At 65.0% G+C, this 23,063-nt stretch carries 22 protein-coding genes; 10 read left to right on the forward strand and 12 right to left on the reverse strand.

Annotation, left to right across the window (positions count from 1 at the left end; genetic code table 11):
• Nucleotides 1-2 precede the first annotated feature (2 nt).
• The 4 genes from CCZ27_RS22890 to CCZ27_RS22905 all read right to left on the reverse strand — a co-directional run bounded on the left by CCZ27_RS22890 (nucleotide 3) and on the right by CCZ27_RS22905 (nucleotide 3,842).
• The gene (locus tag CCZ27_RS22890) at nucleotides 3-1,592 is read right to left on the reverse strand and encodes an efflux RND transporter periplasmic adaptor subunit (protein ID WP_034928694.1); all 1,590 of its coding nucleotides are present in this window, start codon (nucleotides 1,590-1,592) and stop codon (nucleotides 3-5) included.
• A 1-nt stretch (nucleotide 1,593) separates the two neighbouring features.
• Nucleotides 1,594-2,940: a TolC family protein gene (locus CCZ27_RS22895; protein ID WP_228111558.1), complete on the reverse strand. Its 1,347-nt coding sequence runs from the start codon at nucleotides 2,938-2,940 to the stop codon at nucleotides 1,594-1,596.
• 140 nt (nucleotides 2,941-3,080) lie between these two features.
• Nucleotides 3,081-3,440: a hypothetical protein gene (locus CCZ27_RS22900; protein ID WP_034928692.1), complete on the reverse strand. Its 360-nt coding sequence runs from the start codon at nucleotides 3,438-3,440 to the stop codon at nucleotides 3,081-3,083.
• Between the two features lie 69 nt (nucleotides 3,441-3,509).
• Nucleotides 3,510-3,842, reverse strand: a complete 333-nt coding sequence (locus tag CCZ27_RS22905; RefSeq protein WP_034928689.1) for a DUF4148 domain-containing protein — start codon at nucleotides 3,840-3,842, stop codon at nucleotides 3,510-3,512.
• Between the two features lie 168 nt (nucleotides 3,843-4,010).
• Here CCZ27_RS22905 and CCZ27_RS22910 point away from each other — a divergent pair, with 168 nt between their 5' ends.
• Nucleotides 4,011-4,700, forward strand: a complete 690-nt coding sequence (locus CCZ27_RS22910; RefSeq protein ID WP_034928687.1) for a heavy metal response regulator transcription factor — start codon at nucleotides 4,011-4,013, stop codon at nucleotides 4,698-4,700.
• Nucleotides 4,697-6,040: a heavy metal sensor histidine kinase gene (locus CCZ27_RS22915; protein ID WP_096453057.1), complete on the forward strand. Its 1,344-nt coding sequence runs from the start codon at nucleotides 4,697-4,699 to the stop codon at nucleotides 6,038-6,040. Before CCZ27_RS22910 ends, CCZ27_RS22915 begins: the two co-directional genes overlap by 4 nt.
• Before the next feature lie 71 nt (nucleotides 6,041-6,111).
• Here the strand turns inward: CCZ27_RS22915 and CCZ27_RS22920 are convergent, their stop codons facing one another.
• Nucleotides 6,112-8,346: a heavy metal translocating P-type ATPase gene (locus CCZ27_RS22920; RefSeq protein WP_211164110.1), complete on the reverse strand. Its 2,235-nt coding sequence runs from the start codon at nucleotides 8,344-8,346 to the stop codon at nucleotides 6,112-6,114.
• A gap of 191 nt (nucleotides 8,347-8,537) precedes the next feature.
• Nucleotides 8,538-9,050, reverse strand: coding sequence for a hypothetical protein (locus CCZ27_RS22925; RefSeq protein ID WP_034928684.1), 513 nt, complete (start codon nucleotides 9,048-9,050; stop codon nucleotides 8,538-8,540).
• Between the two features lie 118 nt (nucleotides 9,051-9,168).
• Between CCZ27_RS22925 and cadR the strand changes: the two genes are divergently transcribed.
• The 4 genes from cadR to CCZ27_RS22945 all read left to right on the forward strand — a co-directional run bounded on the left by cadR (nucleotide 9,169) and on the right by CCZ27_RS22945 (nucleotide 12,337).
• Nucleotides 9,169-9,639: a Cd(II)/Pb(II)-responsive transcriptional regulator gene (cadR, locus tag CCZ27_RS22930; protein ID WP_043743675.1), complete on the forward strand. Its 471-nt coding sequence runs from the start codon at nucleotides 9,169-9,171 to the stop codon at nucleotides 9,637-9,639.
• Between the two features lie 75 nt (nucleotides 9,640-9,714).
• Entirely contained in the window at nucleotides 9,715-10,113 is a 399-nt protein-coding gene (locus tag CCZ27_RS22935) for a hypothetical protein (RefSeq protein WP_034928677.1), read from the forward strand.
• Nucleotides 10,110-10,322 carry a GDCCVxC domain-containing (seleno)protein gene (locus CCZ27_RS22940; protein ID WP_034928676.1) on the forward strand — a complete coding sequence of 71 codons (213 nt, stop codon included), beginning with the start codon at nucleotides 10,110-10,112 and terminating at the stop codon, nucleotides 10,320-10,322. The genes CCZ27_RS22935 and CCZ27_RS22940 overlap by 4 nt, the downstream gene beginning before the upstream one ends.
• Before the next feature lie 227 nt (nucleotides 10,323-10,549).
• Nucleotides 10,550-12,337, forward strand: a complete 1,788-nt coding sequence (locus tag CCZ27_RS22945) for a site-specific integrase (RefSeq protein WP_096453059.1) — start codon at nucleotides 10,550-10,552, stop codon at nucleotides 12,335-12,337.
• A 294-nt stretch (nucleotides 12,338-12,631) separates the two neighbouring features.
• On the opposite strand, the gene CCZ27_RS23855 is transcribed toward CCZ27_RS22945, so the two are convergent.
• The 5 genes from CCZ27_RS23855 to CCZ27_RS24095 all read right to left on the reverse strand — a co-directional run bounded on the left by CCZ27_RS23855 (nucleotide 12,632) and on the right by CCZ27_RS24095 (nucleotide 17,754).
• Nucleotides 12,632-12,781 carry a hypothetical protein gene (locus CCZ27_RS23855; RefSeq protein ID WP_153167942.1) on the reverse strand — a complete coding sequence of 50 codons (150 nt, stop codon included), beginning with the start codon at nucleotides 12,779-12,781 and terminating at the stop codon, nucleotides 12,632-12,634.
• A 454-nt stretch (nucleotides 12,782-13,235) separates the two neighbouring features.
• Nucleotides 13,236-14,183 carry a hypothetical protein gene (locus tag CCZ27_RS22950; protein WP_096453061.1) on the reverse strand — a complete coding sequence of 316 codons (948 nt, stop codon included), beginning with the start codon at nucleotides 14,181-14,183 and terminating at the stop codon, nucleotides 13,236-13,238.
• Between the two features lie 581 nt (nucleotides 14,184-14,764).
• Nucleotides 14,765-15,823, reverse strand: coding sequence for a ParB/RepB/Spo0J family partition protein (locus CCZ27_RS22955; RefSeq protein ID WP_096453063.1), 1,059 nt, complete (start codon nucleotides 15,821-15,823; stop codon nucleotides 14,765-14,767).
• Nucleotides 15,824-15,825: 2 nt separating this feature from the next.
• Nucleotides 15,826-16,902 (reverse strand): ParA family protein, encoded by a 1,077-nt coding sequence (locus tag CCZ27_RS22960; RefSeq protein WP_096453065.1) that lies wholly within the window; start codon nucleotides 16,900-16,902, stop codon nucleotides 15,826-15,828.
• Nucleotides 16,903-17,136: 234 nt separating this feature from the next.
• Nucleotides 17,137-17,754 (reverse strand): TetR/AcrR family transcriptional regulator, encoded by a 618-nt coding sequence (locus tag CCZ27_RS24095; RefSeq protein ID WP_194270374.1) that lies wholly within the window; start codon nucleotides 17,752-17,754, stop codon nucleotides 17,137-17,139.
• Between the two features lie 133 nt (nucleotides 17,755-17,887).
• On the opposite strand from CCZ27_RS24095, the gene CCZ27_RS22970 reads away from it, so the two are divergent.
• Nucleotides 17,888-20,026, forward strand: a complete 2,139-nt coding sequence (locus CCZ27_RS22970; RefSeq protein WP_194270375.1) for a phytoene desaturase family protein — start codon at nucleotides 17,888-17,890, stop codon at nucleotides 20,024-20,026.
• A gap of 23 nt (nucleotides 20,027-20,049) precedes the next feature.
• On the opposite strand, the gene CCZ27_RS22975 is transcribed toward CCZ27_RS22970, so the two are convergent.
• Entirely contained in the window at nucleotides 20,050-20,337 is a 288-nt protein-coding gene (locus tag CCZ27_RS22975; protein WP_096453069.1) for an RES family NAD+ phosphorylase, read from the reverse strand.
• A gap of 17 nt (nucleotides 20,338-20,354) precedes the next feature.
• Here CCZ27_RS22975 and tnpB point away from each other — a divergent pair, with 17 nt between their 5' ends.
• The 3 genes from tnpB (at nucleotide 20,355) to CCZ27_RS22990 (ending at nucleotide 22,818) form a co-directional block, all read left to right on the forward strand.
• Nucleotides 20,355-20,684 (forward strand): IS66 family insertion sequence element accessory protein TnpB, encoded by a 330-nt coding sequence (gene tnpB / locus CCZ27_RS22980; protein WP_256219483.1) that lies wholly within the window; start codon nucleotides 20,355-20,357, stop codon nucleotides 20,682-20,684.
• Between the two features lie 71 nt (nucleotides 20,685-20,755).
• Nucleotides 20,756-22,309: an IS66 family transposase gene (gene tnpC, locus CCZ27_RS22985; RefSeq protein ID WP_198363386.1), complete on the forward strand. Its 1,554-nt coding sequence runs from the start codon at nucleotides 20,756-20,758 to the stop codon at nucleotides 22,307-22,309.
• Entirely contained in the window at nucleotides 22,309-22,818 is a 510-nt protein-coding gene (locus CCZ27_RS22990) for a hypothetical protein (RefSeq protein WP_096453071.1), read from the forward strand. The genes tnpC and CCZ27_RS22990 overlap by 1 nt, the downstream gene beginning before the upstream one ends.
• Nucleotides 22,819-23,063 lie beyond the last annotated feature (245 nt).

Below are 23,063 nucleotides of genomic sequence, written 5' to 3' on the forward strand. Positions count from 1 at the left end.
GGTCAGTGGTCGTGGCTGGCGCCGGCCTTGCCGAGCTCCGCCTTGATGACATAGCTGTTCTTCGCCGCGTAGCGCTCGCCCGCCTGCAGGCCTGCCAGCACCTCCACGTGTCGGCCGTCGCTGCGACCCAGTTCGAGCGGGCGCGCTTCGAAGGCGTCGCCGTAGCGGCCGAATACCACCTTCCAGTCGCGCAGATCCTGGACGGCGTCCACCGCGACCGCGACCGGCACCTTCGTTTCCGCGGCGACGACGGTGACGGACACCGGCAATCCCGGTCGCCAGACACCGGAGGGGTTCTGCACCACGATGCGGGCGATGCCAGTACGGGACTGCTCGCCGATCAGCGGGCTGATGAAGGTGACCCTGCCCGGCGCCGACGCGTCGAAGGCGCTGGCGCGGATCGTTACCGTCTGGCCTGCGGCGAGCGCACCCAGATCCTGCGCGGACACCGGCGCCTCCACCCATACCGACGACAGGTCCGAGACGGTGAAGACCGCGGCGTCCTCCTTGACCGCCTCGCCGACCGACAGGCGTTTGTCGGTCACGACCCCGTCGATCGGGGAGCGAAGCTCATAGCGCGTGAGTGCGCTGCCGCCCGAAGCAACGCTGCCCAGAGTGGCGAGCTTCTGTTGTGCGCTCTGTACGGCAATCTCGCCTTCCTGCATGACGGTGCGCGCCTGCAGCATGTCCTGCTCGGGCGAGATCTTCTCCTGCCACAACGTCCTTTCACGCTCGTAGGTGGTCCGCGCGAGTGCGAGACGACGCTGCGCGGCCAACAATTCGGTACGCTGGTCGGCGAGCAATTGACTGCTCAGCACGGCGAGCACCTGTCCCTTGCGCACACGTTCGCCTGCGCTGACCGCCACCGACTCCACCAGGCCGGCCAGCCGCGGGACGACCTGCACGGTACGATCACTGTTGTAGCGCACCTCTCCCAGTAACTCGAGCGCTGTTCCGATCGTGGCCGGCCCCGCTTCGGCGAGCTCGATTCCGGCGCCCTGGAGCTGTGCATCGGTCATGGTGACGCGGGCCTCGACCTGTTCGTAGCCGAGCTGGTAGCGTTTTCCTTCGTAGTCCGCCTGTACCTTGACCGCAAAGGAGTGCGGCTCGGCCACGACCGCATCGCCCTTGAGGTAGTCCCCTTCCTTGATGAAGCTGAAACGTTGCGGCGACTGTCCCAACCGCTCGAGGACGAGCTGGATCTGGCTCTGCGCGACATCGAGCGGCTTGCCCTCCCAGTACGTGTAGAGCCGGAATTGAGGTTCCGCCCCGGTTTCGAAGATCGTCACCTCGATGCCGTAGCGGCCATCGGTGAGCAGCTTGCCGCCGTGTGGACCTTTGGCCGGTTCGGCGGCGGCCTCGTGGTGCTCTTCATCGGCATGCGAGGCATCGTCGGCGTGGTCGGTCGACTTGGCCTGACCGTGATGCTCCTCCTCGGCGTGCCCGGGCGCCTCCGGGTGGGCGGCATGCCCATGTTCGTCAGTGACGGCCTTGTTGCCATCGGTCGCAAGAATCGCTGCACCCAACGCGAGCCCGACGACGAGCACGGCGACGATCGCCCAGTGTGTGTTCTTCGGTTTGGTTTCTGCCATTTCACTCTCCAGTGCGCCGGACCGTTGCCGGCGCGAGCGGGGTTTCGGTTGATTCGTCGAGGCCGAGCAGCCGGTCGAGGTCCGCGCGGGCGCGGTGGGTATCGGCCAGGGTGCGCAGGTACTGGCTGCGGGCCTGCAGCAGCGTGCGCTGCGCATCGAGCGCTTCGAGGAAGCTGAACTTCCCCAGTTCGAAGCCCTTCGCCGCCGCGTCGTAGGCACTTTGGGCGCCGGGCAGCACCTGCTCGGCGAAGAGCTGGGCTTCCTGGCGTAGCGACGCCAGGCGCGCACGGGTCTCCCGCGCTTCGGCCGACACCTGCAACTGGCTGGCGGAGAGTCCTTCCCGAGCCTTCTCCTCGCGCTTGAGCGCCTCGAGCAGGTTGCCCCGATTCGTATCGAAGATCGGCAGCGGGACGGACAGGCCGACGATGGCCTGGTTGCGCCCCAACTCTTCAGACCGCTTCGCCCCCAGGCTGACGGTGATGTCCGGGATTCGGCGCGCCTTCTCGAGTTCCGTCAGCGCCTGCCGTCGGTCGATCTCCAGTCGGGCGCGGCGCAGGGCCGGCGCGTTGTCGAGCGAGCGCTCGAGATCGGCCATCGACGGGACCGCGGGCAACGCATCGAGCTGGGCGTCCAGCCTCCACGACAGGCCGCCGGGCTCGCCGAGCAAGGCCGCCAGCCGCGCCTGCGCACCGACCCACTCACTGCGCGCCTGACTCAGTTCGACCTGTACGCCCGCTTGCGCAACGTGGGCCTTGGTCTCCTCGATGGGCGCCACCTTGCCGGCCTTGACGCGCTGGCCGGCGGCCCGGCTTGCCCGCTGGGCAAGCTCCATGGCCTGCTCGGCCAGGCGCACGCGCTCCTGTGCGGTCAGCGCGTCGTAATACGCGGAGGTGACGGACGCGCGGATCGCGAGTCGCCTTGCCGTGAGTTCCTCGGCGGCGATGTCGTGGCCGCGCTCGGCCGCCAGCATGCGCGCCGCGCGTTTGCCGCCCAGCTCGATCGTCTGGTTGAGCTGGAGCGTCGTCGTCCGCGTCTGACGCTGGGTGTCCTCAAGCAGGTAGGCGATTTCGGGGTTGGGGCGGCTGTGCGCTTGCTGGCTCGCGCCGGCCATCGCCTCCACCTCGAGCCGCGATGCGGCCAGTTCCGGGTTCTGCGCGTGGGCCAGCGCGAGCGCTTGGCCTAGCGACAGGGTGCCACTCACTGCCGCGTCGCCGGCTGCCGGCTGCGAACGCCATGCTGGCGCTGGCGCGGCCGGCGCGGAAGTGGGCGGGTTCTGCGCCCACGTCATGAGGGGAAAGCACAGTGCGACGCACAGGCCGATGCCGCGCGAAGGGTCGATCTTCGTCATTGAGTCCTCGTCTGGACGGCGTCAGGCTCGCTCGGGCAATGCGCCCGGCGAGACGGATCAAAAGGAAACCGACGAGGGCGGCCACGCGACCGGTGCTCAACCGATGCGTGGATCCATGAAACCCGAACTCGTCGGCGGAATCAGACGAGGAGGGATGCGGGCGGGCGAAGGAGGTTGTCCGGCGGCGGCTCGGACAGCGGGGAGCGATAGGGACTGTCGCCCGAGCGGTCCGGGAAGACCTCGAGACTGTGCGTGGCGGCAAACAGGGCGTGCGGGCTATGGCTGTGGTCGTGATCGGCGCTGCAACTGGCGTCACACGCCTTGCTCGTCCCGTGATCCGAGCGCTCGGTGCCGTCACGGTCCGCATGATCGTGCGTGTGATGACCCAGATGAGCGCGCTTCAGGGAACCGCCTTCGTGCGAGCAAAATGCCGCCACGGCCGCGGTGCTCCACTGCAGCGGCAGAAAAAACACGAGGAGGACGATCAGAAGCTTGCGCACGCACCGATTCTACAGGAGGTCTCAGGGTTGGAAATGGGGTGGCATCAATCCGTGGCGCGAACTGGAGGCTCAGTTCGCGCCATAGAGTTCCTCCATGTAAGCGCGCTCGGCAGGCGTCACGTTCTTGAGTTCCTGCAGGACCTGCTCTCGCGTTTTGCCGGGGCCCGCGTTCGTATCCGGCATCGGCAGATCACGCAGGAAAGATTCGTAACTTCCGTCTGCCTTGGCCTGCGCAAGCTCGCGCATCACGTCAGCGCGGGTCTTGGTGCTTTCACCATGGTCGGGATGAAACGTCCAGCCCACCTCGGTCGTCGTGCGATGCCAGACGTCCGCGTACGAGACGGTGGGGGCGACCAGAAGGCTGGCGATGAGCGCAGTGGAAGTGAGTATGCGAGCGACCATGATGGAACTCCTGTCGAATCATCCGTGACGCCAGACCGGTTTGGGCCTGCCGATGCCTTGAGGGTGAAGGCATGAATCGACTATACGAAGGCCGCTTCGTCAATTTGCGAACTGCCGCATTACGTTTTTGTAATGTCCGGCTCAGCCGGTTCTTGACATAATTCGATCATGAAAGTCCTGGTGATTGAAGACGAGCCCAAGCTTGCCGACTATCTTCGCAAGGCCTTGTCGGAGAGCAGCTACGTTGTCGATGTCGCCAATGACGGGGCCACCGGACTGCACTTCGCCCGCGAAGGGCAATACGATCTGATCCTGCTGGATGTCATGCTGCCGGTCGTCGACGGCTTCGGCGTCCTGAACGAACTGCGCAAGAGTAATCAGGTTCCGGTCCTCATGCTGACGGCGCGCGACAGGATCGAAGACCGGGTACGGGGGCTACAGGACGGCGCCGACGATTACCTCGGCAAACCGTTTGCGCTGTCCGAACTGCTCGCGCGGGTGCAGGCCTTGATGCGCCGGGGTGCCCTTTCCGCGTCACCCGCGGCGGAACTCAACATGCTTCGCCTCGAAGACCTCGAACTCGACCTGATGCGCCGCAGGGCGACCCGCGGCGGGCTGCGGCTGGAGCTGACCGCCAAGGAGTTCACGCTACTGACGTTGCTGCTGCGCCGGCAGGGGGAGGTCCTCTCCCGCACCGTCCTGGCCGAGCAGGTCTGGGACATGAATTTCGACAGCAATACCAATGTCGTCGAAGTCGCCGTTCGCCGCCTGCGCGGGAAACTGGACGATCCCTTCGACCGGAAGCTTCTGCACACGGTCCGGGGGATGGGCTACGTGCTCGAAAGCCGGGAAGAATGAAACCGGCGGCCCCTCGTTCGCTGCGCCGGTGGCTCTCGCGAGGGCTTGCCCTCCTGACCCTCGTCGGCTTGGGTCTGGTCTGCGCAGCCGTGTATGTGGCCACACACTTGAGTCTGGCGTCCCGGCAGGCGGTTTCGCTCGAGCAACATCGTCAGGTGATTGAACATCTCGTTGAAGAGCTTACGACCCCGGGCGACCTGGCCATCTTGCGTCACAAGCTCGACGACTTTTTTGCCGGTCGATCCGATCTGCGCTTGCGCCTGCGCTCCGCATCGGGCCAGTGGGTCTACGGCGCCGATGATCGAGGCCTCCTCATGCTCGCAAACGAGAAGCGGGTGGTCTTCGAGATCGCTTCTCCAACACATCCCTTCGCCCTGATGCAGGCAGAACTGACGTTGGACGTTTCATCCGACGATCAGTTGCTGCGCGGACTTGCATGGACACTGGCCGCCTGCGCCTTGACAGGCACGATCGCGATTTCATTGGGAGGAGCGTGGCTGGTGCGTCGAGCGCTCGAGCCGGTCAACGAACTGGCGCAACAGGCGATGCGTCTCGTGCCCGAACGGCTCGCAGAACGGCTCGACGGCGCCGCGCAGGCAGAGGAAGTGCAGCCGCTGGTTCAGCAGTTCAACGCCGTGCTCGAACGCTTGCAGGGAGCGTACATCCAATTGGAAGGTTTCAACGCAGACGTCGCACACGAACTGCGAACCCCCTTGACGACGCTGATAGGGCAGACGGAACTGGCGCTGAAGGGCAAAGGTGACGCGGCTGAGCTTCGCGACATCATGGGTTCAAACCTCGAAGAGCTACACCGTCTTTCGAGTCTCGTGCACGACATGCTGTTCCTGTCCAATGCGGACCGGGGCGTCAAGGCACGCACCCGCACGATCAGCAGTCTTGCCGCGCTTGCGCGTGAAGTCGCCGAGTACCATGAGGCCCCGCTGCTCGAGGCGCGGCTCACGATCGGGATCATTGGCGATGCCGTAGCGTGCGTCGATGGTCGTCTCGTTCGGCAGGCGCTGTCGAATCTTTTGTCGAATGCCACCCGATACGCGCAACCTGGCACGACGATCGAGGTCGATATCCACGAAGCGGCGCCGGGAGAAGTCGCGTTATCCGTTACCAATACGGGTCCCGAGATTGCCGAAGAGCACCTTTCTCGCCTCTTTGACCGTTTCTACCGGGTCGATACTGCGCGCAAGCATGGCGAGGATAACAACTATGGCTTGGGCCTTGCGATTGTTGCCGCGATCGCGCGCATGCATGGGGGGCGGACGTTTGCTCGTTCCTCTCAGGGAATGACGACGATCGGATTCTCGGTTCCGTACAGCGACCGGTAGCGTTGGTCAGCGCCCGTTTCGCAGCGGCTGCTCGCATGCACGATACTTCTCCTCCACCGATGTTCCGTCCCTCAGTCCGTGCGTTCGGTCGGGCGCAAGAGGCGCAGGCCGTTGAACACGACGAGCAGGCTCGCGCCCATATCGGCAAACACGGCCATCCACATCGTGGCCGACCCCAGAAGAGCGAGCACCAGAAAAACGCTCTTGATGCCGAGCGCCAGGGTAATGTTCTGCCACAGTACCGAATGCGTGCGCCGCGACAAACGGATCGTCTCGGGGATACGGCGCAGATCGTCGTTCATGATCACGATGTCAGCCGCCTCCATCGCCGTATCGGTGCCCGCCGCGCCCATGGCGATCCCCATGTCGGCCTGAGCAAGTGCCGGCGCATCGTTAATGCCGTCCCCTGTCATTGCCGTAGGACCATATTGGCGCTGCAGGTCGCGAATCGCAGCGAGTTTGTCTTCAGGCAGTAGATTGCCGCGGGCATCCTCGATACCGGCCTGCGCGGCAATCGACCGTGCGGTCGCTTCATTGTCGCCGGTCAGCATCACCGGGGTGACCCCCAGCGCACGCAATTCGGCAATGGCAGTCCGGGACGATGCCTTGATCGTGTCCGCGACCGCGAACAGGCCCAGCACCTTCGTCGACGAGGCCAGCAGCGTGACAGTGCGTCCTTGCGATTCGTGCTCCGCCAGCCGTGCCTCGAGTTCAGCACTGCACTGGCCGCGATCTTCGATCAAACGGTGGTTACCCAGAGCATGGACGTCGTCGCCGACGCGCCCCTGAACACCGCGCCCCGCAAGGGCATTGAATTCGTCGACGGCCTCCAGCGGGTGATCGAGCCCGGCCGCAATGGCTTTCGAGACCGGATGGTCCGAGTGGGCGGCAAGGCTTGCGGCAAGGCTCCCGGTTCGCTGCTCGGTATGGTCGGCGGCGATGGCGTCGAAGGCCACGAGGCGTGGCTTGCCTTCGGTCACGGTGCCGGTCTTGTCAAGCGCGATCGCCTTGATCTTGCGCGCATCCTCGAGGTACGTTCCACCCTTGATCAGAATGCCCCGTCGTGCAGCCGCGGTGAGCCCGCTCACGACGGTCACCGGTGTGGAGATGACCAGCGCGCAGGGACAGGCGATGACGAGCAGGACCAGCGCCTTGTAGAGCGCATCAAGCCATGGCCAGCCGAATCCCAATGGTCCGACGATCGCCACCGCCAGCGCGATCACGAAGATGGCGGGCGTGTAGATCGCCGCGAAACGGTCGACGAATCGCTGCGTGGGCGCCCGCGTGCTCTGTGCTTCTTCCACAGCATGAATGATGCGTGCCAGCGTCGTATTGCTCGCCACGGCCGTCACGCGACATTCGAGCAACCCGGTTTCATTGATCGTCCCGGCAAAGACGAGATCGCCGGGTTGCTTGTCGACGGGAATACTTTCGCCCGTGACCGGCGCCTGGTTGATCGCACTGTTTCCGACGGTCACGACACCATCAAGTGGCACACGCTCGCCGGGTTTCACGCGAATGATGGCCTCCAGGTGCACCGAGGCCGCCGCGACGCGCACCCAACTTCCGTCCGCCTGCCTCACCTCGGCTTCGTCAGGGGCCAGGGCCATCAGGCTCGTGATCGCATTGCGTGCCTGGTCGACCGCGCGCGCCTCGATCAACTCGGCGATGGCATAGAGCGCCATGACCATGGCCGCCTCGGGCCACTGGCCAATCACGAATGCGCCCGTGACGGCGACGGACATCAGGGCATTGATGTTCAGGCGAGCACGACTGAGCGCGACGAGCCCCTTCTTATAAACGCTCAAACCCGACAAGCCGATTGCCGCAGCAGCAAGGGCCATACCCACGACCTTGACCAGGAGGGTTGCCGGTGCAAGGTAGGCCAATGCTTCAGCGCCCACCGCCAAGATCAGGGCACCCATCAGCCGCGCGAGCCCAGCTCCGATTCGCCGATCGTCGTCAGCGGACTCGGCTTGCAACGTCTGGCCAGACTGCCCCGCATCGACGAGATTGATCTCGAAGCCCGCCGCACGTATTGCATCTTGTGCCTGTTGCTGCCCGGCCGCGCCGGCCGTGATCATAAGCGTGCGCGTACCCAGCGCGAAGCCAAGCCGGCGAACCCCGACGACCGACGACAGCGCCTGCCTGATCTCCATCTCTTCGGTAGCGCAATCCATTGCCGGAATGCGATAAACCGTATTCTCGGCCGCCGCGCCGGGCAAAAGCTCCTGCGACGGCGTCGCGTCCTGCGCGCATGCACCCCCGACATTGCAGAGCTGGGTATCTTCAGTCACTTTGTTCATGATCACGCTCCTTGACGCCATTGAAAACCCTGTAGTGACCACAGAGTCAACCACTTACCCTAATCAGCGCCTCCTCGGTCGGGCAGTCCATGTGGGTGATGACGAAAACGGATTGCTTCATGGTGGTCCTGCACGAGGAATGCAACGGTCGCTCGCGGGGCATGACACCGAAGTGACCACCCCGGGACGGCTCACTTCGGCTGCGGCTGCTGCGACATCCACTGCTGATGCTGCATCATTTGATCCATCATCATCTGCTGCATCGGCATGTATTGCTCCATCATGAATTGGCGCTGCTTGAGTTGCTCGGGCGTCAGACGCCGGTAGTCCCCCCACATGGGCCCGCCCATCATGCGGCCGCCCATACGGCCCTGGCCCATCATCGGCGCCCCGCCGCAACACCCCATCATCCCCGGTGCCCACATGCCGTGCATCATCTGCATGTTGTTCTGCATCGTGGTCCAGTGGTCCTGGAGCAGTTTCTGCCGCGCCTGGGGATCCTCCGTCTGGCGGATCCTGTCCATCTGCTCCTGCATCGCTCTCATGTTCTCCTGCACCTGCGCCATCTGCTTGTCAAAGTCCGTCGTGCCGGGGGCCTCCTGTTTCGTCTGCCCGCCCGCGCCGGCTGGCGGGTCGGCGGCAAAGAGGGACGGCGCCGGCATCGCGAGGGCCGCGGCCAATCCCAACGTGATCAATGGTTTCATCTTGCGCTCCTTTCGAGGGTTCCCTGAGTCCTGCCCGCTGCGGCAGTGTCAACATTGAAAACCCTGTAGTCGCTCCGGGGTCAACGGCTTAGCATGAGCAATCGTGCGAGGAGGTGTCATGCGGATCGGAGAACTTGGCCAGGCGACCGGCGTCGATGTCGAAACGATTCGCTACTACGAGAAGGCGAGGTTGCTGCCGCCGCCCGCCCGGGCAGCGAATGGCTACCGCGCCTACGGCGCGGCACACCTGGAACGCCTGAGCTTCGTCCGCCACTGTCGGGCGCTTGACATGTCGCTTGCGGAGATCAGGCACCTGCTCGATTTCGTCGCCCACCCGGAGGCCGATTGCGGTGAGATCAACCGGCTGATCGACGAGCATCTCGGACGGGTGCGGGCGCGGTTGAAGTCCCTGAACGCCCTGGAGAATCAGTTGGTGGCGTTGCGGGCGAGCTGCGGGGCCGGGCACGTGGCTGCGGACTGCGGCATCCTGCACGAACTGGAGGCCGCCGCCCATGGCGAGGCGTGCGTATGCCATCCGGCGGGGAGAAAACATCCAGCAGTGACGACGCAAAAAGCGAAGGAACGTTGATCGGCGCTGCGTTGCGGCGGCTGGTCAACGAGTCTTAACGTACGATTTTTTCCCGTTTTCTGAGACGACCCTAAGATGAAAAAGATGATGGCTCAGATGGGCTCGGGCGGCGAAGGCCCCATGGACATGATGCAGAAGATGATGGGGCAGATGGGAAGTCAGCCCGGCGGCGAGGCCGGCAACCCCATGCAGCAGATGATGGGAATGTGCTCGGAAATCCTGGCGGCCATCCACAAGACAACGTCGATGGCCGCGCTTGCTACGCCCGAACTTCACACCCTGTTCGGCGAGTGGATGGAAAGCCTGGAACGTGAGGCGCTCGCGGCACTGGACGACCAGGGCGCGGCAGATGCAACGGCCCTGGCGACCAAGCTCAAGATCAGCGAGGCAAGCGCAATTCATGTTGTTGCGCACCTTGCCAGCAAGGGCAAGGTAAGTCTGAGCGTCCGCGCCACCGGGCAAGGTGCGCCGTGAGTCCCATTGTCCTGGAGTCCGTGTTGACGTGCCCACGCTGTGGATATGCCCAGCAGGAAACCATGCCGACCGACGCCTGCCAGTTCTTCTACGAGTGCTGCAACTGCAAGGCGTTGCTGCGCCCCAACCCCGGCGACTGCTGCGTGTTCTGTTCCTTCGGCTCGGTGAAATGCCCGCCGATTCAGGCGCAGCGCGGGTGTTGCGGGTAGCGCCCAGCTTTCACCGGCATCATCGACAGCCCGCCTTCGCGCGGGCTGTTTGCATCGTGGGGCTGAGGAACGGCTTAGCGTACGATTTTTTCCGTTTTCTGAGACGACCCGTTAGAGGACGCCGGTCCGCTCCACCCGGTCCACAGAGCTTCTTACCTGATAACTCTTATTATCAGGCAAGGATTTTTCACCTAATATCCGGGAAAAGGCGGTTTCCGGGAGGCGGTATGGCGCAGAACACGGTAGTCGAACGGGCGCTGCCGCGCTACACGCGGGCGGACTTCGCGGCGCTGCGTGGGTGGCTGAACAAGCTGCTGGTGGAGCGCCTCGCCGCGCTCTATTACACCGAGGACGATCTCGAGGCGCTCGGCTGCACCGCGCCAGGTGCGCTCGAGGCGCGCCTCGCGCTGATGCGCGATCACCTCATCGAACGGGCGAGTCTCACCAATCCGCGTCTTGCAGAAGGGCTGCGCGAAGCGCGGCGCTCGGCGCGCTGGAGTGCGGTGGCGATGCGCTATCTGTTCGATGCGGCCGAGTTCGCCTCGCGCGAACCGCAGTCCACCGATGCCCTCACCGCGTGGCTGAAACCGCGCATCAGCCGGCATCTGGCGCATGAGGGCGTGCGCGCGGTGAGCGAGCTCAAGAACCTGATCGAGGTGCGCGGCCCTGGCTGGTGGCGGCCCGTCCCGCGGCTGGGGGCGGGCAAGGCCGCGGCGCTCGAGCGCTGGCTGCGCCACCACGAAAAAACGCTCGGCCCCCTGGCCGTGCCCGTGGCTCCTACCCGGGCTCAGCCGCCCATCGTACTGCGCCCGGACGAGCCGATCCTCGTGCCGCTCGAGCGCATGGCCCTCGCGCACGAGCTCGACGGCCGCCATGGGGTCAATCGGGCCGCAGCCCTGAGCCTCATCGCTGCCGACAACGACCTGGAGGCGGTGCAGGCCTTCCTGGTGAAGTACCGCGGCCAGGCGAAAACACAGCGCGCCTACCAGAAGGAGCTCGAGCGGTTTCTGCTGTGGTGCCTCTACGCCCGGCACAAACCGCTCTCGAGCGTGCTGGTCGACGATTGCGAAGCCTACAAGACGTTCCTCGCCGCACCCGATCCCGCCTGGTGCGGCAAGAAGGCGGGCCGCCATACCGTCTACTGGCGGCCCTTCGGCGGGCCACTCTCACCCGAATCCCAGCGCTACGCGATCACCGTGCTGAAGACGTTTTTCGCCTGGCTCATCGATGTGCGTTACCTCGGCGGCAATCCATGGGTGGCCGTGGGCGCGCCGCTCGTGGAGCAGCGCTCGGTGGCATTGCGCCTGGACAAGGCGTTGCCCGAAGATCTTTGGACCCGGTGCGCACGCGAGGGCGGGCTCCTCGATGAGGCGTGCGAGATGGGCCCCGACGAGGACGCGCGGCGCCAGGCGCGGCTCGTGCGCGCGGCGCTGCTGCTGATCGGGCACGCCGGCATCCGGCGCGAGGAAGCGGCCCGCGCGCAGCGCCGCCACCTGAAGCCCCTGCCGGGTCAGGCCGGCGCGCTGTGGGAGCTGGAGGTGCTGGGCAAGCGCCGGAAGTGGCGCACCGTATTCCTGCCCGTGCGGGCGATTGAAGCGCTCGCCGCGCACTGGGCCGACCGCGAGGAGGATTTTGCGGCGGCCGATCACGCCGGCGCACTGCTCTCGCCGCTCATCATCCCCTCGACCCCGGCCGCCCGCGACAAGCACCTCGACAAGCTCGATGCGCCCGGCGCCGGTTTTTCGCCCGACGGGCTCTACCGGTGCCTGAAGACGGGGCTGACGCGGATCGCGGCAGATACGCGGCTCACGCTCGACGACTCGGAGCGCGCGCTATTGAAGCGCGCCGGCCCGCACGCCTTTCGGCACACCTTCGGCACCCTCGCCGCCGCACACGCGCTGCCGCTCGATGTGCTGCAACGCGTCATGGGGCACGCAAGCCTGCAGACCACCTCGATCTATGTACAGGCGGAGCGCCGGCGCAGCATCGAGGAGATGGGGAAGTTCTTCAGATGAAACATTCCCGCCCAACGCAGGAATCCAATCTCCATGCCGCAACCGGGTAGGTTTCGGCGTTGCGCGAGACTGCCGGCGAACGCGAGGACAACGCGTCGCCGACGAGGTGGTCGATGCCTCGCGCGTCTGTGTGGCGGGACGGCGTTGTCGCGCAGTGCCGAAGCGGCCTGCTTTCGAGGACAGTACGGTCTCAGGATGAGCCAGCCTTTCTCCAGGCCATCCGCTCCTGGGCGTCCTTGAGATCGAGCAGCGCATCGATCATCGGGTTGAGGACGCTGGCTTCGAGATAGACGCTCAGCTTGAGAGCCGTCTTGTCTGGTGACGTGATCGTAAACCGGAAGCCGCCTCCATCTTCGGCATCCTGGTGGCGATGTACTCCATTGTTCCCACGGTGTGCTGATAGGCGATCAGACGCACAAACGCGTCGCCTTCCATGTGCTTCATGACTGGCCTCGCTGGTGAAGTGGGCGGACCGCTTCGGCGGTCCAGGTGATCCCATTGAGGTGGCCCGCACTCATCCATGCGAGCGCTGTGGTGGCCGAAGGCGAAAGGCCTGGTGACTCCGCCATTCGCCGACGTGCCCGCATCGTCGCAGCCCAAATGCGCGGAGAGTCCCCGGTTGCACGCCACTTCATCCTGCGTGTGAGGATGCGCCTCACCGTGGTCTCGACGCGCGTCAACACCGCTTTGCTGACGTCGCATCGAACGCGTGCGTCTCGTGCAGTGCGGTCTGGTCGGCCGCTTCCAGTCGCTGCCCGATGATGGGCAGTAGTCGGGCCAGGCTGTCGGCTACGGGCCGCGGGCGGTTCGTTCTCCCTGGCAGTGCAGTCATGACCAACACCATCGCGCGCAAGGGCGTGACCGCGGCACCGAAAGTTCCTGCGCGGACCCGCCCGATTCACGGGACACCCACGGCCATCGGAACGAGCCGTCCCTCGTCGATGGCATCAAGGAACGCGACATCCATCGGCCTAAAGCCCCGACGATCGGGCCCGATCTGCTCAACAAAGCCGTTTGCCCTCACGAAGACCTGGATCCGGCCGTCTCGGGTGCGGTAAGCGCGGCCTTCGAGCTCCGCCGCCTTGCGGGCCACGCGTGCCTTGTCGAGCCCGGCTTGGTGCGCCTGCGTCTCGTGCTGCACAACGGCGCGGTAGTCCTTGTCCTGCAGCACCAGTTTGCGGAGGTAGGCGAAGAGCCCTCGATCGGTGAGCCCCTCGAGGTACTTGCGCGAGGCCTGCACGATGTCCGAGAGCCGCTGCTTGCGGCTGCTGGCCAGCTTCATCAGCGCGAGCACCCCGGTGGGTTTCATGTCGTTGCGGGCGACGAGCCAGGCAAGTTCCGTGGGCAGCGCGCAGCCTTCGATTTTGACAAAAGGCGCCGGCTTCGCCGGTTGATTTTCTTTAGATTGTTTTTGATGGGTTGATTTAGAGGCGTCAGCCGGGACGGGTGATGCCGCGGCGGGGCTGTGGATAACCGGGGTTGAGGACGCATCGGGCGCCGGAGCGGCTTCGCCGGTGAGGGTCAGCGCCTCGAGCAGGCGCTCGGTCGGCGTGATGGGCGACGAGGAGCCTTTGAGGCCTTTTCGGGCGATTTGCTCGCGTTCGATCAAACCGCGCTCTTCCAGCCATTTCACGACGCGACCGACGGTTTCGACCGATTTGCCCGATTCTCGGGCAAGGGTGGCGCGTGCGGCATAAATGGGCGATTTCAGGCACGCGAGCCGGATCTTTTTGACGATGCGCACGACAACGCGAAGGTAGCCGTCCGGGAGGTCCCGGAAGACGGCGGCTTCATCGATCGCGGCGCAGGCGCGCGCGATCGACGAGGGGTAGGCAATGGCAGACATTCAAAACCTCAAGGCGTAAAGGTTCCTTGACGTTTCAGGCCGTTTTGGTAGCATTGCCTCGTTGCGGGAGGGTTTGACCGGTTGGCGCCGGTTGCTTCCAAAGTGGTCCGAAACACCAGTTCCAGATAAACCCCGTTGAGTTGGCGCTCAGCGGGGTTTTTCTTTGGCAGGAAGGGTTTTGATCGGGTCAGGTCATCGTGATCTCCTGGGCTGAAACCTGATGCTCGAAATCGGACGCCCAGATGTGCGAAACCCCGCGGAGGGCGGGGTTTCTGTGTGTTGCGTCGTGGGCTGGCAGGCGGTGTTTATACGTATAAACACGCCATACCCGATGGGATCGGGGAGGCTTTCGTTTTGGATCGGGCAGTTCCTGAGAGGAGACCATGGATGGCTTGCGGCCTCCATGATGTTTATACGTATAAACAACTCCGGCGCCGGCTTGGGCGGACGTGTTTATACGTATAAACATCTCTTGGGCTTTCCGATGCGCGGCGATGTTCGCGTCGCCGCGCGGGCGTGAGTAGTGAGCACCTCCGCAAGCCGGCTGTCTGGTGTTTATACGTATAAACAGCCTGATCATGCTAGTCCCGCGCCTCCTCGTTCTCGGCTGGAGCACTACCCATCGACGTGTCATCCTCATTGAACTCTTCGGCGACCGTTGCCAGCAGCTCCTCGAGCGCCATCGCAAACTTGACGCGCTTCGACGGCTCGACGCTGATGTTGACTTCGAACGCGTCGCCGCGCCGCTTGTAGTAGCCGTTCTTGTAGCGAACCTGTTTTGAGGCCGTCGGTGTCTTGCTCGTCTTCGGTTCAAGCAAAGCCTGGGTCTGATTCACAAGCCAGGCATGGGTGTGATTCTCTTCTGCAAACTTCACTGCAAGCCGGACGGCCTGTCGGAGGCCGACCTTGTCGGCAACTTTGCTCAATTGGTATGCGGCGTTGGCGCCAAAACGTGTTGGTGCGCCTTTGATAATCTCGACGACATCGGGGGGCAGCTTCGAAAACGCCCGATAAAATGTCATCTGCGATCGAGAAACGCCCGCTCTGCGCGCGACATCGGCCGACGTCTCGCCAGCGGCAATGAGCTTCTCGTAGAACAGTGCCCGATCAAGGTCGCAGTGTTGCTCGCGCTCTTCGTTCTGTTGATAGCCGAACCAGGCTGATTCTTCGAGTGTCAGGTTGTCGTGAACTTCTGCGAGAAGTTCTTCGAGAACCTTATGCTCCAGGCACGATTGAACGCGTGTCCAGCCGTCCGCGATAATGAATCGGCCGTCCTGATCCGGGTTCGGGATGACGTGGATTGGGTCGTGCTGCCCTTGCGTGCGGAGCGCCTCTGCGCGATCCCGGATCATTTCGGGGGTGTAAACCTCACGCGGAGCAAGGGGGTTCGGATCGATGAGTCGTACATCGATCATCATGAGGTTCCGGCCTGATCCGTTCGTGGAAATCGGGACGGCTTTGGGTGGCAGCGCAGATGTGACCTTGAGTGGTGGCACGATCTGCCCGATTGCCTCCTCGGGAACGATGGGCTGATGAGAGATGACAGCGAATTCTTCGGGCTCGGCATGAGGCGATGTCGATGGAACGACGGCGCCTGACTTGATCAAGCCCGATATCTTATAGGGTGCACGCTTGGTCATCGTCAGCGCTCCGTGTCAACTTTCGGCAAGCCGGGTTGAGTGATTCCGAAGCTCAGGATCAGGCTCTTCGCGACATCGATGATCGCGATCGATCCTGCGGAACTCGGATCGGATTCGACAAGTGGAACGGCCTCGCGCGTCTGCGGATTGAGTTGGCGGGAGAAACCGCTGAATGTCGGGACGATCGAGTCGTTCAGCATGGTGCCGTACTTGCTGTACAGAAAACCCATCGATTCACGCACATGCTTGAGCTGAGGGTGATACTTGTTGATCACGACTTCGAGACCAATCTTTGCACCCGTCATCGCCTCGATTTCAGCCAAGTTTGACGACAGGGAATCAAGCGCGCGCAGACAACTTCCCTCTGGTTCGACGACCGTCAGGACTTTCCCGGATTCTTTGGCTGCGTAAGAGAATGCGAGTCCGATCGGAGTGGTGCCCGGAGCTGTATCCACAACGATGACATCGTAATTTTCTGAGAGAAAGGCGCCGTTGCGCTTGAGGAAAAGCAGCGCGCGTTCGTGGCTCGCCATGGCCGTGACGAGTGACGCGTCAGCCTCGGCAAGCGTGATGTCCGACGGGATGACGTCGAGGAACCCCCCCTCGTACACGTGAACGATCGCCTCGGATAGATCGGTATCCGGGTCAGCAGACTTCTTGACCAGAAAGTGCCCAATGTGTTTGATCGTCGTGTCGAAGGTGGACTCGACCCCCAGCAAGTTCGAGGCGGTCGCCTGCGGATCCGCGTCAATCACCAGAACGCGATACCCCATCAACGCTAGCGCCGTTGCAGCATTGACCGAGATCGACGTCTTCCCGACGCCCCCCTTCGTCATTCGGGTCATGATGATCGGAGGAATAGCCCCGGTCTTTGGCTTGCCTTTACTTTTCGGGATGTTGGTGGGATCGATACCAGCAAACCGATAGCGCGCGGAGCGAAGATCCGCCGGTGTGTAGCGCATATGATGCTGCCCTGGCGGCTTTTCTCGGCCGACAAGATCTTGCAGACGCTTTGCCGGCACATCCAGTCCGGAGAGCATCACTGCTACCGATGTCTTGAAATCAACCTTGCGCGCCATAGAACACCGCATCAGACCTTGTCAACGCTTGCAAGGCTACTCGTTGCGAAAGTTGTTAGCAAGTTTTTTATATATAAGACAAAAAAAACTATTTTTCCCCGGTTCAAGCTTCCCAACAAAAGTTCTGGGTCGGCGGGGTTTTGGACTGCAGGCCTCGGTCGTGTAACAGGCTCTCAAGAATCATTGAGGTACCGTTGGCACATGAGCGGACGGGCAGTTCTACCCACGTAAGCATCACCCGAGGGCCTTGCCGTGCAGTGCCAGCACCTCGCCGATCAAGGCGTCCTGGGCACGGGCATCGTCTGGCAGCGGCAGCCGGCCGTCGATGAGCAACATCGCCAGGCCATGGACCAGCGACCAGGTCGCGATCGCCAGCGCCTGGGTATCCGCGCCCGGCGCTGCGCCCCGCTCGCGCTTGAGGGTGGCAACGGCCTGGGCGCAATGGGCGAACGCCTCGCCGCCGGCCTGCGCGAGGCCGGCGAACTGTGGCTTCCCGGCCAGCGTCGGGCCGAACATCAGGCGATAGAGCGCCGGGCGGCGGCGGGCGAAGTCGAGGTAGGTCAGGCCGAAGGCGCGCAGTCGCGCGGCCGTTTCGCTCTCCCCCGTGGCGGCAGCGCCCATGTCCGCCGACAGGGCGCGGAAGCCGCGCTCGGCGACCGCAGCCAGCAGGCTGTCCTTGTCGGTGAAGTGCCGGTAGGGCGCCATGTGCGATACCCCCGCGGCACCGGCCACCGCGCGCAGCGTCAGGGCCTCGAGGCCCTGCGCTTCCAGGATCGTGGTTGCCTCGAGCACCAGCCGCTCGCGCAGATCACCCGTTCCCGCCGTCTCGGCGTGCGTCAGCGTCGTATTCATCGGGGCAGTATGGCGAATCGAGTTTACAACGTAAACATCAACGTCTATGTTTACGGTGTAAACAACCCGCCAAGCCCATGTGCGGCCCATCCGATCCATGTGCCCGTCCGACGGCCGCCCCAGGAGGCGTTCGATGAAGACCTTTCTTCGCATCAAGCTTTTTCTCGTGCCCCTGCCGGCTTTCCTGATCGCCACCGCACAAGGCCATGGGTTCGCCGGCGCGCTCGCGGGCCTGGTGTGGACCCTCGGTGCGTCCGTCCTGAGACGCGGCCTGCGACCGCCACCCCCGTTCGAGGCCTCGCTGGTGGTCGGCTTTGCCCTTGCCATCCTCGCACTGACGGTCACAGCCCTCGATCCGGGGCGGACGGTCAGCCTCGTGATGGGCAGCCTTGCCGCTGGCGCCACCGTCAGCATCCTGCACGGGCGTCCATGGACAGCCGGGTTTTCGGCGGCCGAGTTTGGCGGCGCAAGCGCGACCCCCTTGTTCATTTCCATCAACACGGCGATCTCGGCCCTCTGGGGAGCGCTGTTCGCCTGGCTCGCGGTGGCTACGTGGCTCGCGCTGCCGGCTCTCGCGCACTGGCTCGCGGTCGCCGCCGGCGCGGTGGCCTCCATCGTGCTGCCCAGGCTGCTCGTTGCGCGCGGATTGCGCCGCATGGCGGCGGGCGACACGCGCCACGCCTGGCCGTCCCCCGACCTGCACGCCTCCTCTGCTGCCGCAGGGGAGGTGGTCGACGTGGCCGTGATCGGCGCCGGCATCGGCGGTCTCACCGCGGCCGCCCTGCTGGCGGATGCCGGACTGCGGGTGGAGGTGTTCGAACAGCATGAGGTGCCCGGCGGCTTCGCCCATACCTGGCTGCGGCGCGCCCGCGCGTGCGACCCGGAAAATGGCGCATCGCTGGCGTTCCGGTTCGACGCCGGCGTGCATGACGTGTCGGGCTGGCACCCGGGCGGCACCGTGCGTAGCGTGTTCGAACGTCTGGGAATCGCGCACGAGGACGAATGGGTCCGGCTGGACCATCGTTATGTGTTCGATGGCCGTGCGATCGACGTGCCGCGCGACTGGCGGGCCTGGGTCGAACGGCTCGCGGCCGAGTTTCCACACGAGGCGGCTGGCCTGCGCGCGCTGTTCGCCGACATCCATGCCATCCACGAGGCGATGTTCTCGACCGCTGCCGAACGCGGCGGCATTCCCGGCACGCCGGGGACGCCGCAGGCCCTGCTCGCGTTCGCCCGGCGTCATCCGCTGGCGGTCACCTGGCTGGACCGGCCCTGGCAGGATCTCGTCGCGCACCATCTGCGTGACCCTGCGGTGCAGGCCTGGGTCTGCGCCTTGGCGGGCTACCTCAGCGACGACATCACCCGCCTTCGGGTGCGCGACTTCGTCCCCCTCTTCGGCTACTACTTCAACGGCGGCTACTACCCGCTCGGCGGTTCGGGCCTGATCGCGCAGCGGCTGGTCGAGGCCATCGAGGCGCGCGGCGGGCGCGTCCACCTGCGCACCGCGGTGACGCGCATCGTCACCGCGCAGGGCACCGCGACCGGTGTCGTCGTGCGCAGACGCAACGGCCCCGAGCAGACCGTGCGGGCGCGAGCGGTGGTCACCAATGCCGACCTGCGTCAGAGCCTGACCCGGCTGCTTCCCCAGGACGACGCCCCTCCGGAAGCACGCATCGCCGAGGCACATCTCCAGGCGAGCTGTTCGGCGATTGGCGTGAACCTTGCGGTCAAGGGCACGCTGGACATGCCGCCGGTCGTGCATGTGGCCGACGCGAGCGGTGCCGTGTCCATCGTCATCCCCTCCCGGGTAGATCCGGGCTGCGCGCCCGCCGGCTATTCCACCGTCGAGCTGCTGGCCTTGATGCGGCCGGACGAGGCACACACATGGTTTGCCGACGCTTCGACCGACGGCAATCTCACGGAAGATCACGACCACCGTGCCTACCGCCGCTCGGCGCCCTATCTTGCAAGAAAGCAGGCCGCCGGCGACCGCCTCATCGCGCTCGCACGCCTGGCGATCCCCGATCTGGAGCAGCGCATTCTGTTTCGCACCGACGCCAGCCCGCTCACCTTCCAGCGCTATGCGTGGACGAGTGGAGGCGGCATCTATGGCACCCGCAGCGATGGGATGATTCCCACCAAGTCGGCGGTACGCAATCTCGTGGTGGCGGGTGCGGCCACGCATGGGGCAGGGATCGAGGCGGTGGTGATCTCCGGCGCCTTTGCTGCCGAAGCCCTCGTGCCGGGGCTGCTTGCGCGCACCGCGGCATGAGGTGCAGCCATGATGCCGATCATTCAGCGCGCCCAACCGGTCTGGTCGTGTGGGAGTCGCCCGTCAGGGTCATTCACGATGACTGCGTTGCCGCTCTTGGGCTGTTCCGGGTATACGACGAGGTTCGTGCCGCCCTCGTGCGCCTGGCTCGGAAAGAGGATGCCGGTGTAGCCATTGGCCAGCACTATGTCCGCGAGAACCCAGGTCGGGGGCACGATGTGCAGCTCGAATTTGAGTGTGCGCCAGTCATGCCATAGCTCGTCCCACGGCGCCCCCTGGTGGAGCTGACGCAGATCGATAGGGCGCGACAATCATCCTGTCCTCGGCGATCCGCGCCCACGTCTATAGCGAGGCGGTGGACATGAGGAAGTCGATCGATGGGCTCGCGCAGATCGTGTCGCGCTGCATGGGCATGAACCCGCTCTCGGGTCAGGTGTTCGTGTTCATCGGCCGGCGCCGCGACAAGGCCAAGCTCCTGGTGTGGGACCGTCATGGGTTCTGGGTGCTTTACAAGCGCCTGGAGCGCGGGCGTTTCACCGACCCCGCGCGGCTGTCGGCTGAGGGCCTGGCGATGAGCGAGTTGCTCGCCTGGCTCGATGGCATCGATCTGTCGCGAACGCGCCGCCTGGCGCCGGTGGCGGCCAGCGTCGTGGGGTGAATGTCGGCCGCACGGGCAATCGGTGATTCACCGCATTCACCGAGACGGCCTGCACGGGCATGCTTGGCCCCATGAACCTGCCTGTCCCGATCGATCGCGCCAGCCTGCCTAAGGAGGTGGTTCCGCTGCAGGATCTGGTGCTCAAACTGGGGCAGCAGGTGCAGGCGATGCGTGCGCAGTTTGACGCGCAACTGGACACCCTGCGTCACCAGCTGGTCGAGTTGCGGCGGCGCCTGTTCGGGCTCCGCAGCGAGGTGATCCACCTCGGCCAGGCAGAACTGTGGTCCGACCCGGTACAGATCCCCGTACCGAGTGAGGAGCGTCGCGAGGTCGGCGCCCACACCCGGCGCAAGGGCGGGCGGCCGGCGATCAGCCCGGATCTGCCGCGCCGGCGCGTCGAGCACGACCTCTCCGATGTCGAGAAGGCCGGCTACGCCGCGCTCGAGCGCATCGGCGAGGAGGTCTCGGAGTTGTTCGAGTACATTCCCGCCCGCCTGGAGGTGATCCAGAACGTGCGCCTGAAGTACCGCTGCGAGAGCGCCGACGGTCGCAGTACCGTGCGCACCGCCACCGCCCAGGGTTCGCCGCTGCCCAGGAGCAACGCCGGTGCCGGGCTGCTCGCCCACGTGATGGTCTCGAAGTACCTCGATCACTGCCCGCTGGCGCGCCAGTCGCGGATCTTCGCGCGCCAAGGCGTCGCTCTGTCGCGTCAGACCCTGTGCGACTGGGTGCTCGATGCGACCGAGTTGCTCGCCGTGTTGATGCCCGCCCTGCAGCGCCACGTACTCGCGAGCCCGGTGATCTTCACCGACGACACCACGCTGTCCCTTCAGGCCCCGGGCAAGACGATCACCGCCCGGATGTGGGTGTATCTGGCCGGCGGGCAGCAGAAGGACGATGGGGGCCAGTGGCAGCAGGTGGCCCCGGCCGCACTCTACGACTTCACGGCCGATCGATCCGGGACGCACCCGCGCCGGATCCTGGGCGCGTGGCGCGGCTACCTGCAGGCCGACGACTACAGCGGCTACCACGCCAGCTTCCGCGAGGGCGTCACCCATGTGGCGTGCTGGGCGCATGTGCGGCGCAAGTTCTTCGATGTGCTCAAGGCCGCCCCCAAGGGGGCGCCGCCGGGGCTGGCCGATGACGCGTTGCGCTTCATCGGGCTGATCTACCGCATCGAGCGTCGCCTGGCCGAGGCCGACCCGGACGTGCGCCTGCGCGTGCGCCAAGGGCGCACCCGACGTGTGCTGGCCGCGTTCCACCGCTGGCTCACCCATCACCAGCCGACGCTGCAGCCGCGCTCGCCGCTGGGACGTGCGTTTGCCTACGCGCTGTCGAACTGGACAGCGCTCACCGTGTTTGCCGACAGCGGCCTGCTCGCGCCGGACAACAATACCGCCGAGCGGGCGATGCGCCCGGTGGCGATCTCGAGGAAGAACTGGCTGTTTGCCGGAAGTCCACGTGGCGGACGGGCCGCTGCCGTGGCACTCTCGCTGATCGAGACGGCGCGGTTGAACGGCATTGAGCCCTACGCCTACCTGAAGGATGTGCTCACGCGCCTGCCCGGCCACCGTATGGACCGGCTCGACGAACTGCTGCCGATGAACTGGAAGCCTGCGCCCTGATGGATCCCGCCACCCTCGAAGCCCTCAACCGCGCAAGCTCGCTCGAACTGTTCCACCTGTCGCGCGTGATCGAGCGCCTGATGTCGGATCCGTCGCGGATCGTGCAGATCCGGCTGCATCTGCACCTGGGACAACGGGTGCGCTTCGTGGACGGGAAAGCACCGGGCGCCGCGCTGCAACTGCGCAGCGGCACCGTGGTGGCGATGAAGGACACTCAGGTCACGGTGCAGGACGACGCCACCCGTGCGACCTGGACGCTGCCCTACGCAGCGATCGAGCTCCCTGCCGACAGCCGTGCCGCGCCTCAGGTGTCAACAGCCAAGCCCGCCCACCGCCCCACCCGCGAAGACTTCCGCGTCGGCGACCGCGTCAGCTTCGAGGACCGCCACCTGCAGACGCGCATCGGCACCATCGTGCGCATCAACCAGAAGACGGCCAGCGTCGACTGCGAAAACGAGCTCGGCTGGCGCGTGTCGTTCGGACTGCTCAGGCACGTCGTCGACCTTTGAAGCCCTCCGCTCCGCCGGGGGGCGGGGTTGCTCGGACGGTTACTTCACTCGGAATGGTGCCATTCCGTCAGCCCTCTGTCTGTCTTGTCCAAAGTACGGCGAGAAGCGCGGGCTCGAAGCCCTGCCGTTCCTGGAGGTCGTGCCCAGCCGTTGGACAAAATGGTTCATTTTGTCTAATCACGCCGCGCCATGCCCCTAAACGACCTCTTTGCCGGCCCACTCATGACAGACAGCAGGCGGCCGAG

It is taken from the genome of Thauera sp. K11 (genome assembly GCF_002354895.1).
GTDB lineage: Bacteria > Pseudomonadota > Gammaproteobacteria > Burkholderiales > Rhodocyclaceae > Thauera > Thauera sinica.

What these genes read in the sequence shown, in the direction of transcription:
- CCZ27_RS22890 (WP_034928694.1), bottom strand. Translation starts at nt 1,592, where the DNA reads ATGGCAGAAACCAAACCGAAGAACACACACTGGGCGATCGTCGCCGTG.
- CCZ27_RS22895 (WP_228111558.1), bottom strand. Translation starts at nt 2,940, where the DNA reads ATGACGAAGATCGACCCTTCGCGCGGCATCGGCCTGTGCGTCGCACTG.
- CCZ27_RS22905 (WP_034928689.1), bottom strand. Translation starts at nt 3,842, where the DNA reads ATGGTCGCTCGCATACTCACTTCCACTGCGCTCATCGCCAGCCTTCTG.
- CCZ27_RS22910 (WP_034928687.1), top strand. Translation starts at nt 4,011, where the DNA reads ATGAAAGTCCTGGTGATTGAAGACGAGCCCAAGCTTGCCGACTATCTT.
- CCZ27_RS22915 (WP_096453057.1), top strand. Translation starts at nt 4,697, where the DNA reads ATGAAACCGGCGGCCCCTCGTTCGCTGCGCCGGTGGCTCTCGCGAGGG.
- CCZ27_RS22920 (WP_211164110.1), bottom strand. Translation starts at nt 8,346, where the DNA reads ATGAACAAAGTGACTGAAGATACCCAGCTCTGCAATGTCGGGGGTGCA.
- CCZ27_RS22925 (WP_034928684.1), bottom strand. Translation starts at nt 9,050, where the DNA reads ATGAAACCATTGATCACGTTGGGATTGGCCGCGGCCCTCGCGATGCCG.
- cadR (WP_043743675.1), top strand. Translation starts at nt 9,169, where the DNA reads ATGCGGATCGGAGAACTTGGCCAGGCGACCGGCGTCGATGTCGAAACG.
- CCZ27_RS22935 (WP_034928677.1), top strand. Translation starts at nt 9,715, where the DNA reads ATGAAAAAGATGATGGCTCAGATGGGCTCGGGCGGCGAAGGCCCCATG.
- CCZ27_RS22945 (WP_096453059.1), top strand. Translation starts at nt 10,550, where the DNA reads ATGGCGCAGAACACGGTAGTCGAACGGGCGCTGCCGCGCTACACGCGG.
- CCZ27_RS23855 (WP_153167942.1), bottom strand. Translation starts at nt 12,781, where the DNA reads ATGAAGCACATGGAAGGCGACGCGTTTGTGCGTCTGATCGCCTATCAG.
- CCZ27_RS22950 (WP_096453061.1), bottom strand. Translation starts at nt 14,183, where the DNA reads ATGTCTGCCATTGCCTACCCCTCGTCGATCGCGCGCGCCTGCGCCGCG.
- CCZ27_RS22955 (WP_096453063.1), bottom strand. Translation starts at nt 15,823, where the DNA reads ATGACCAAGCGTGCACCCTATAAGATATCGGGCTTGATCAAGTCAGGC.
- CCZ27_RS22960 (WP_096453065.1), bottom strand. Translation starts at nt 16,902, where the DNA reads ATGGCGCGCAAGGTTGATTTCAAGACATCGGTAGCAGTGATGCTCTCC.
- CCZ27_RS24095 (WP_194270374.1), bottom strand. Translation starts at nt 17,754, where the DNA reads ATGAATACGACGCTGACGCACGCCGAGACGGCGGGAACGGGTGATCTG.
- CCZ27_RS22970 (WP_194270375.1), top strand. Translation starts at nt 17,888, where the DNA reads ATGAAGACCTTTCTTCGCATCAAGCTTTTTCTCGTGCCCCTGCCGGCT.
- tnpC (WP_198363386.1), top strand. Translation starts at nt 20,756, where the DNA reads ATGAACCTGCCTGTCCCGATCGATCGCGCCAGCCTGCCTAAGGAGGTG.
- CCZ27_RS22990 (WP_096453071.1), top strand. Translation starts at nt 22,309, where the DNA reads ATGGATCCCGCCACCCTCGAAGCCCTCAACCGCGCAAGCTCGCTCGAA.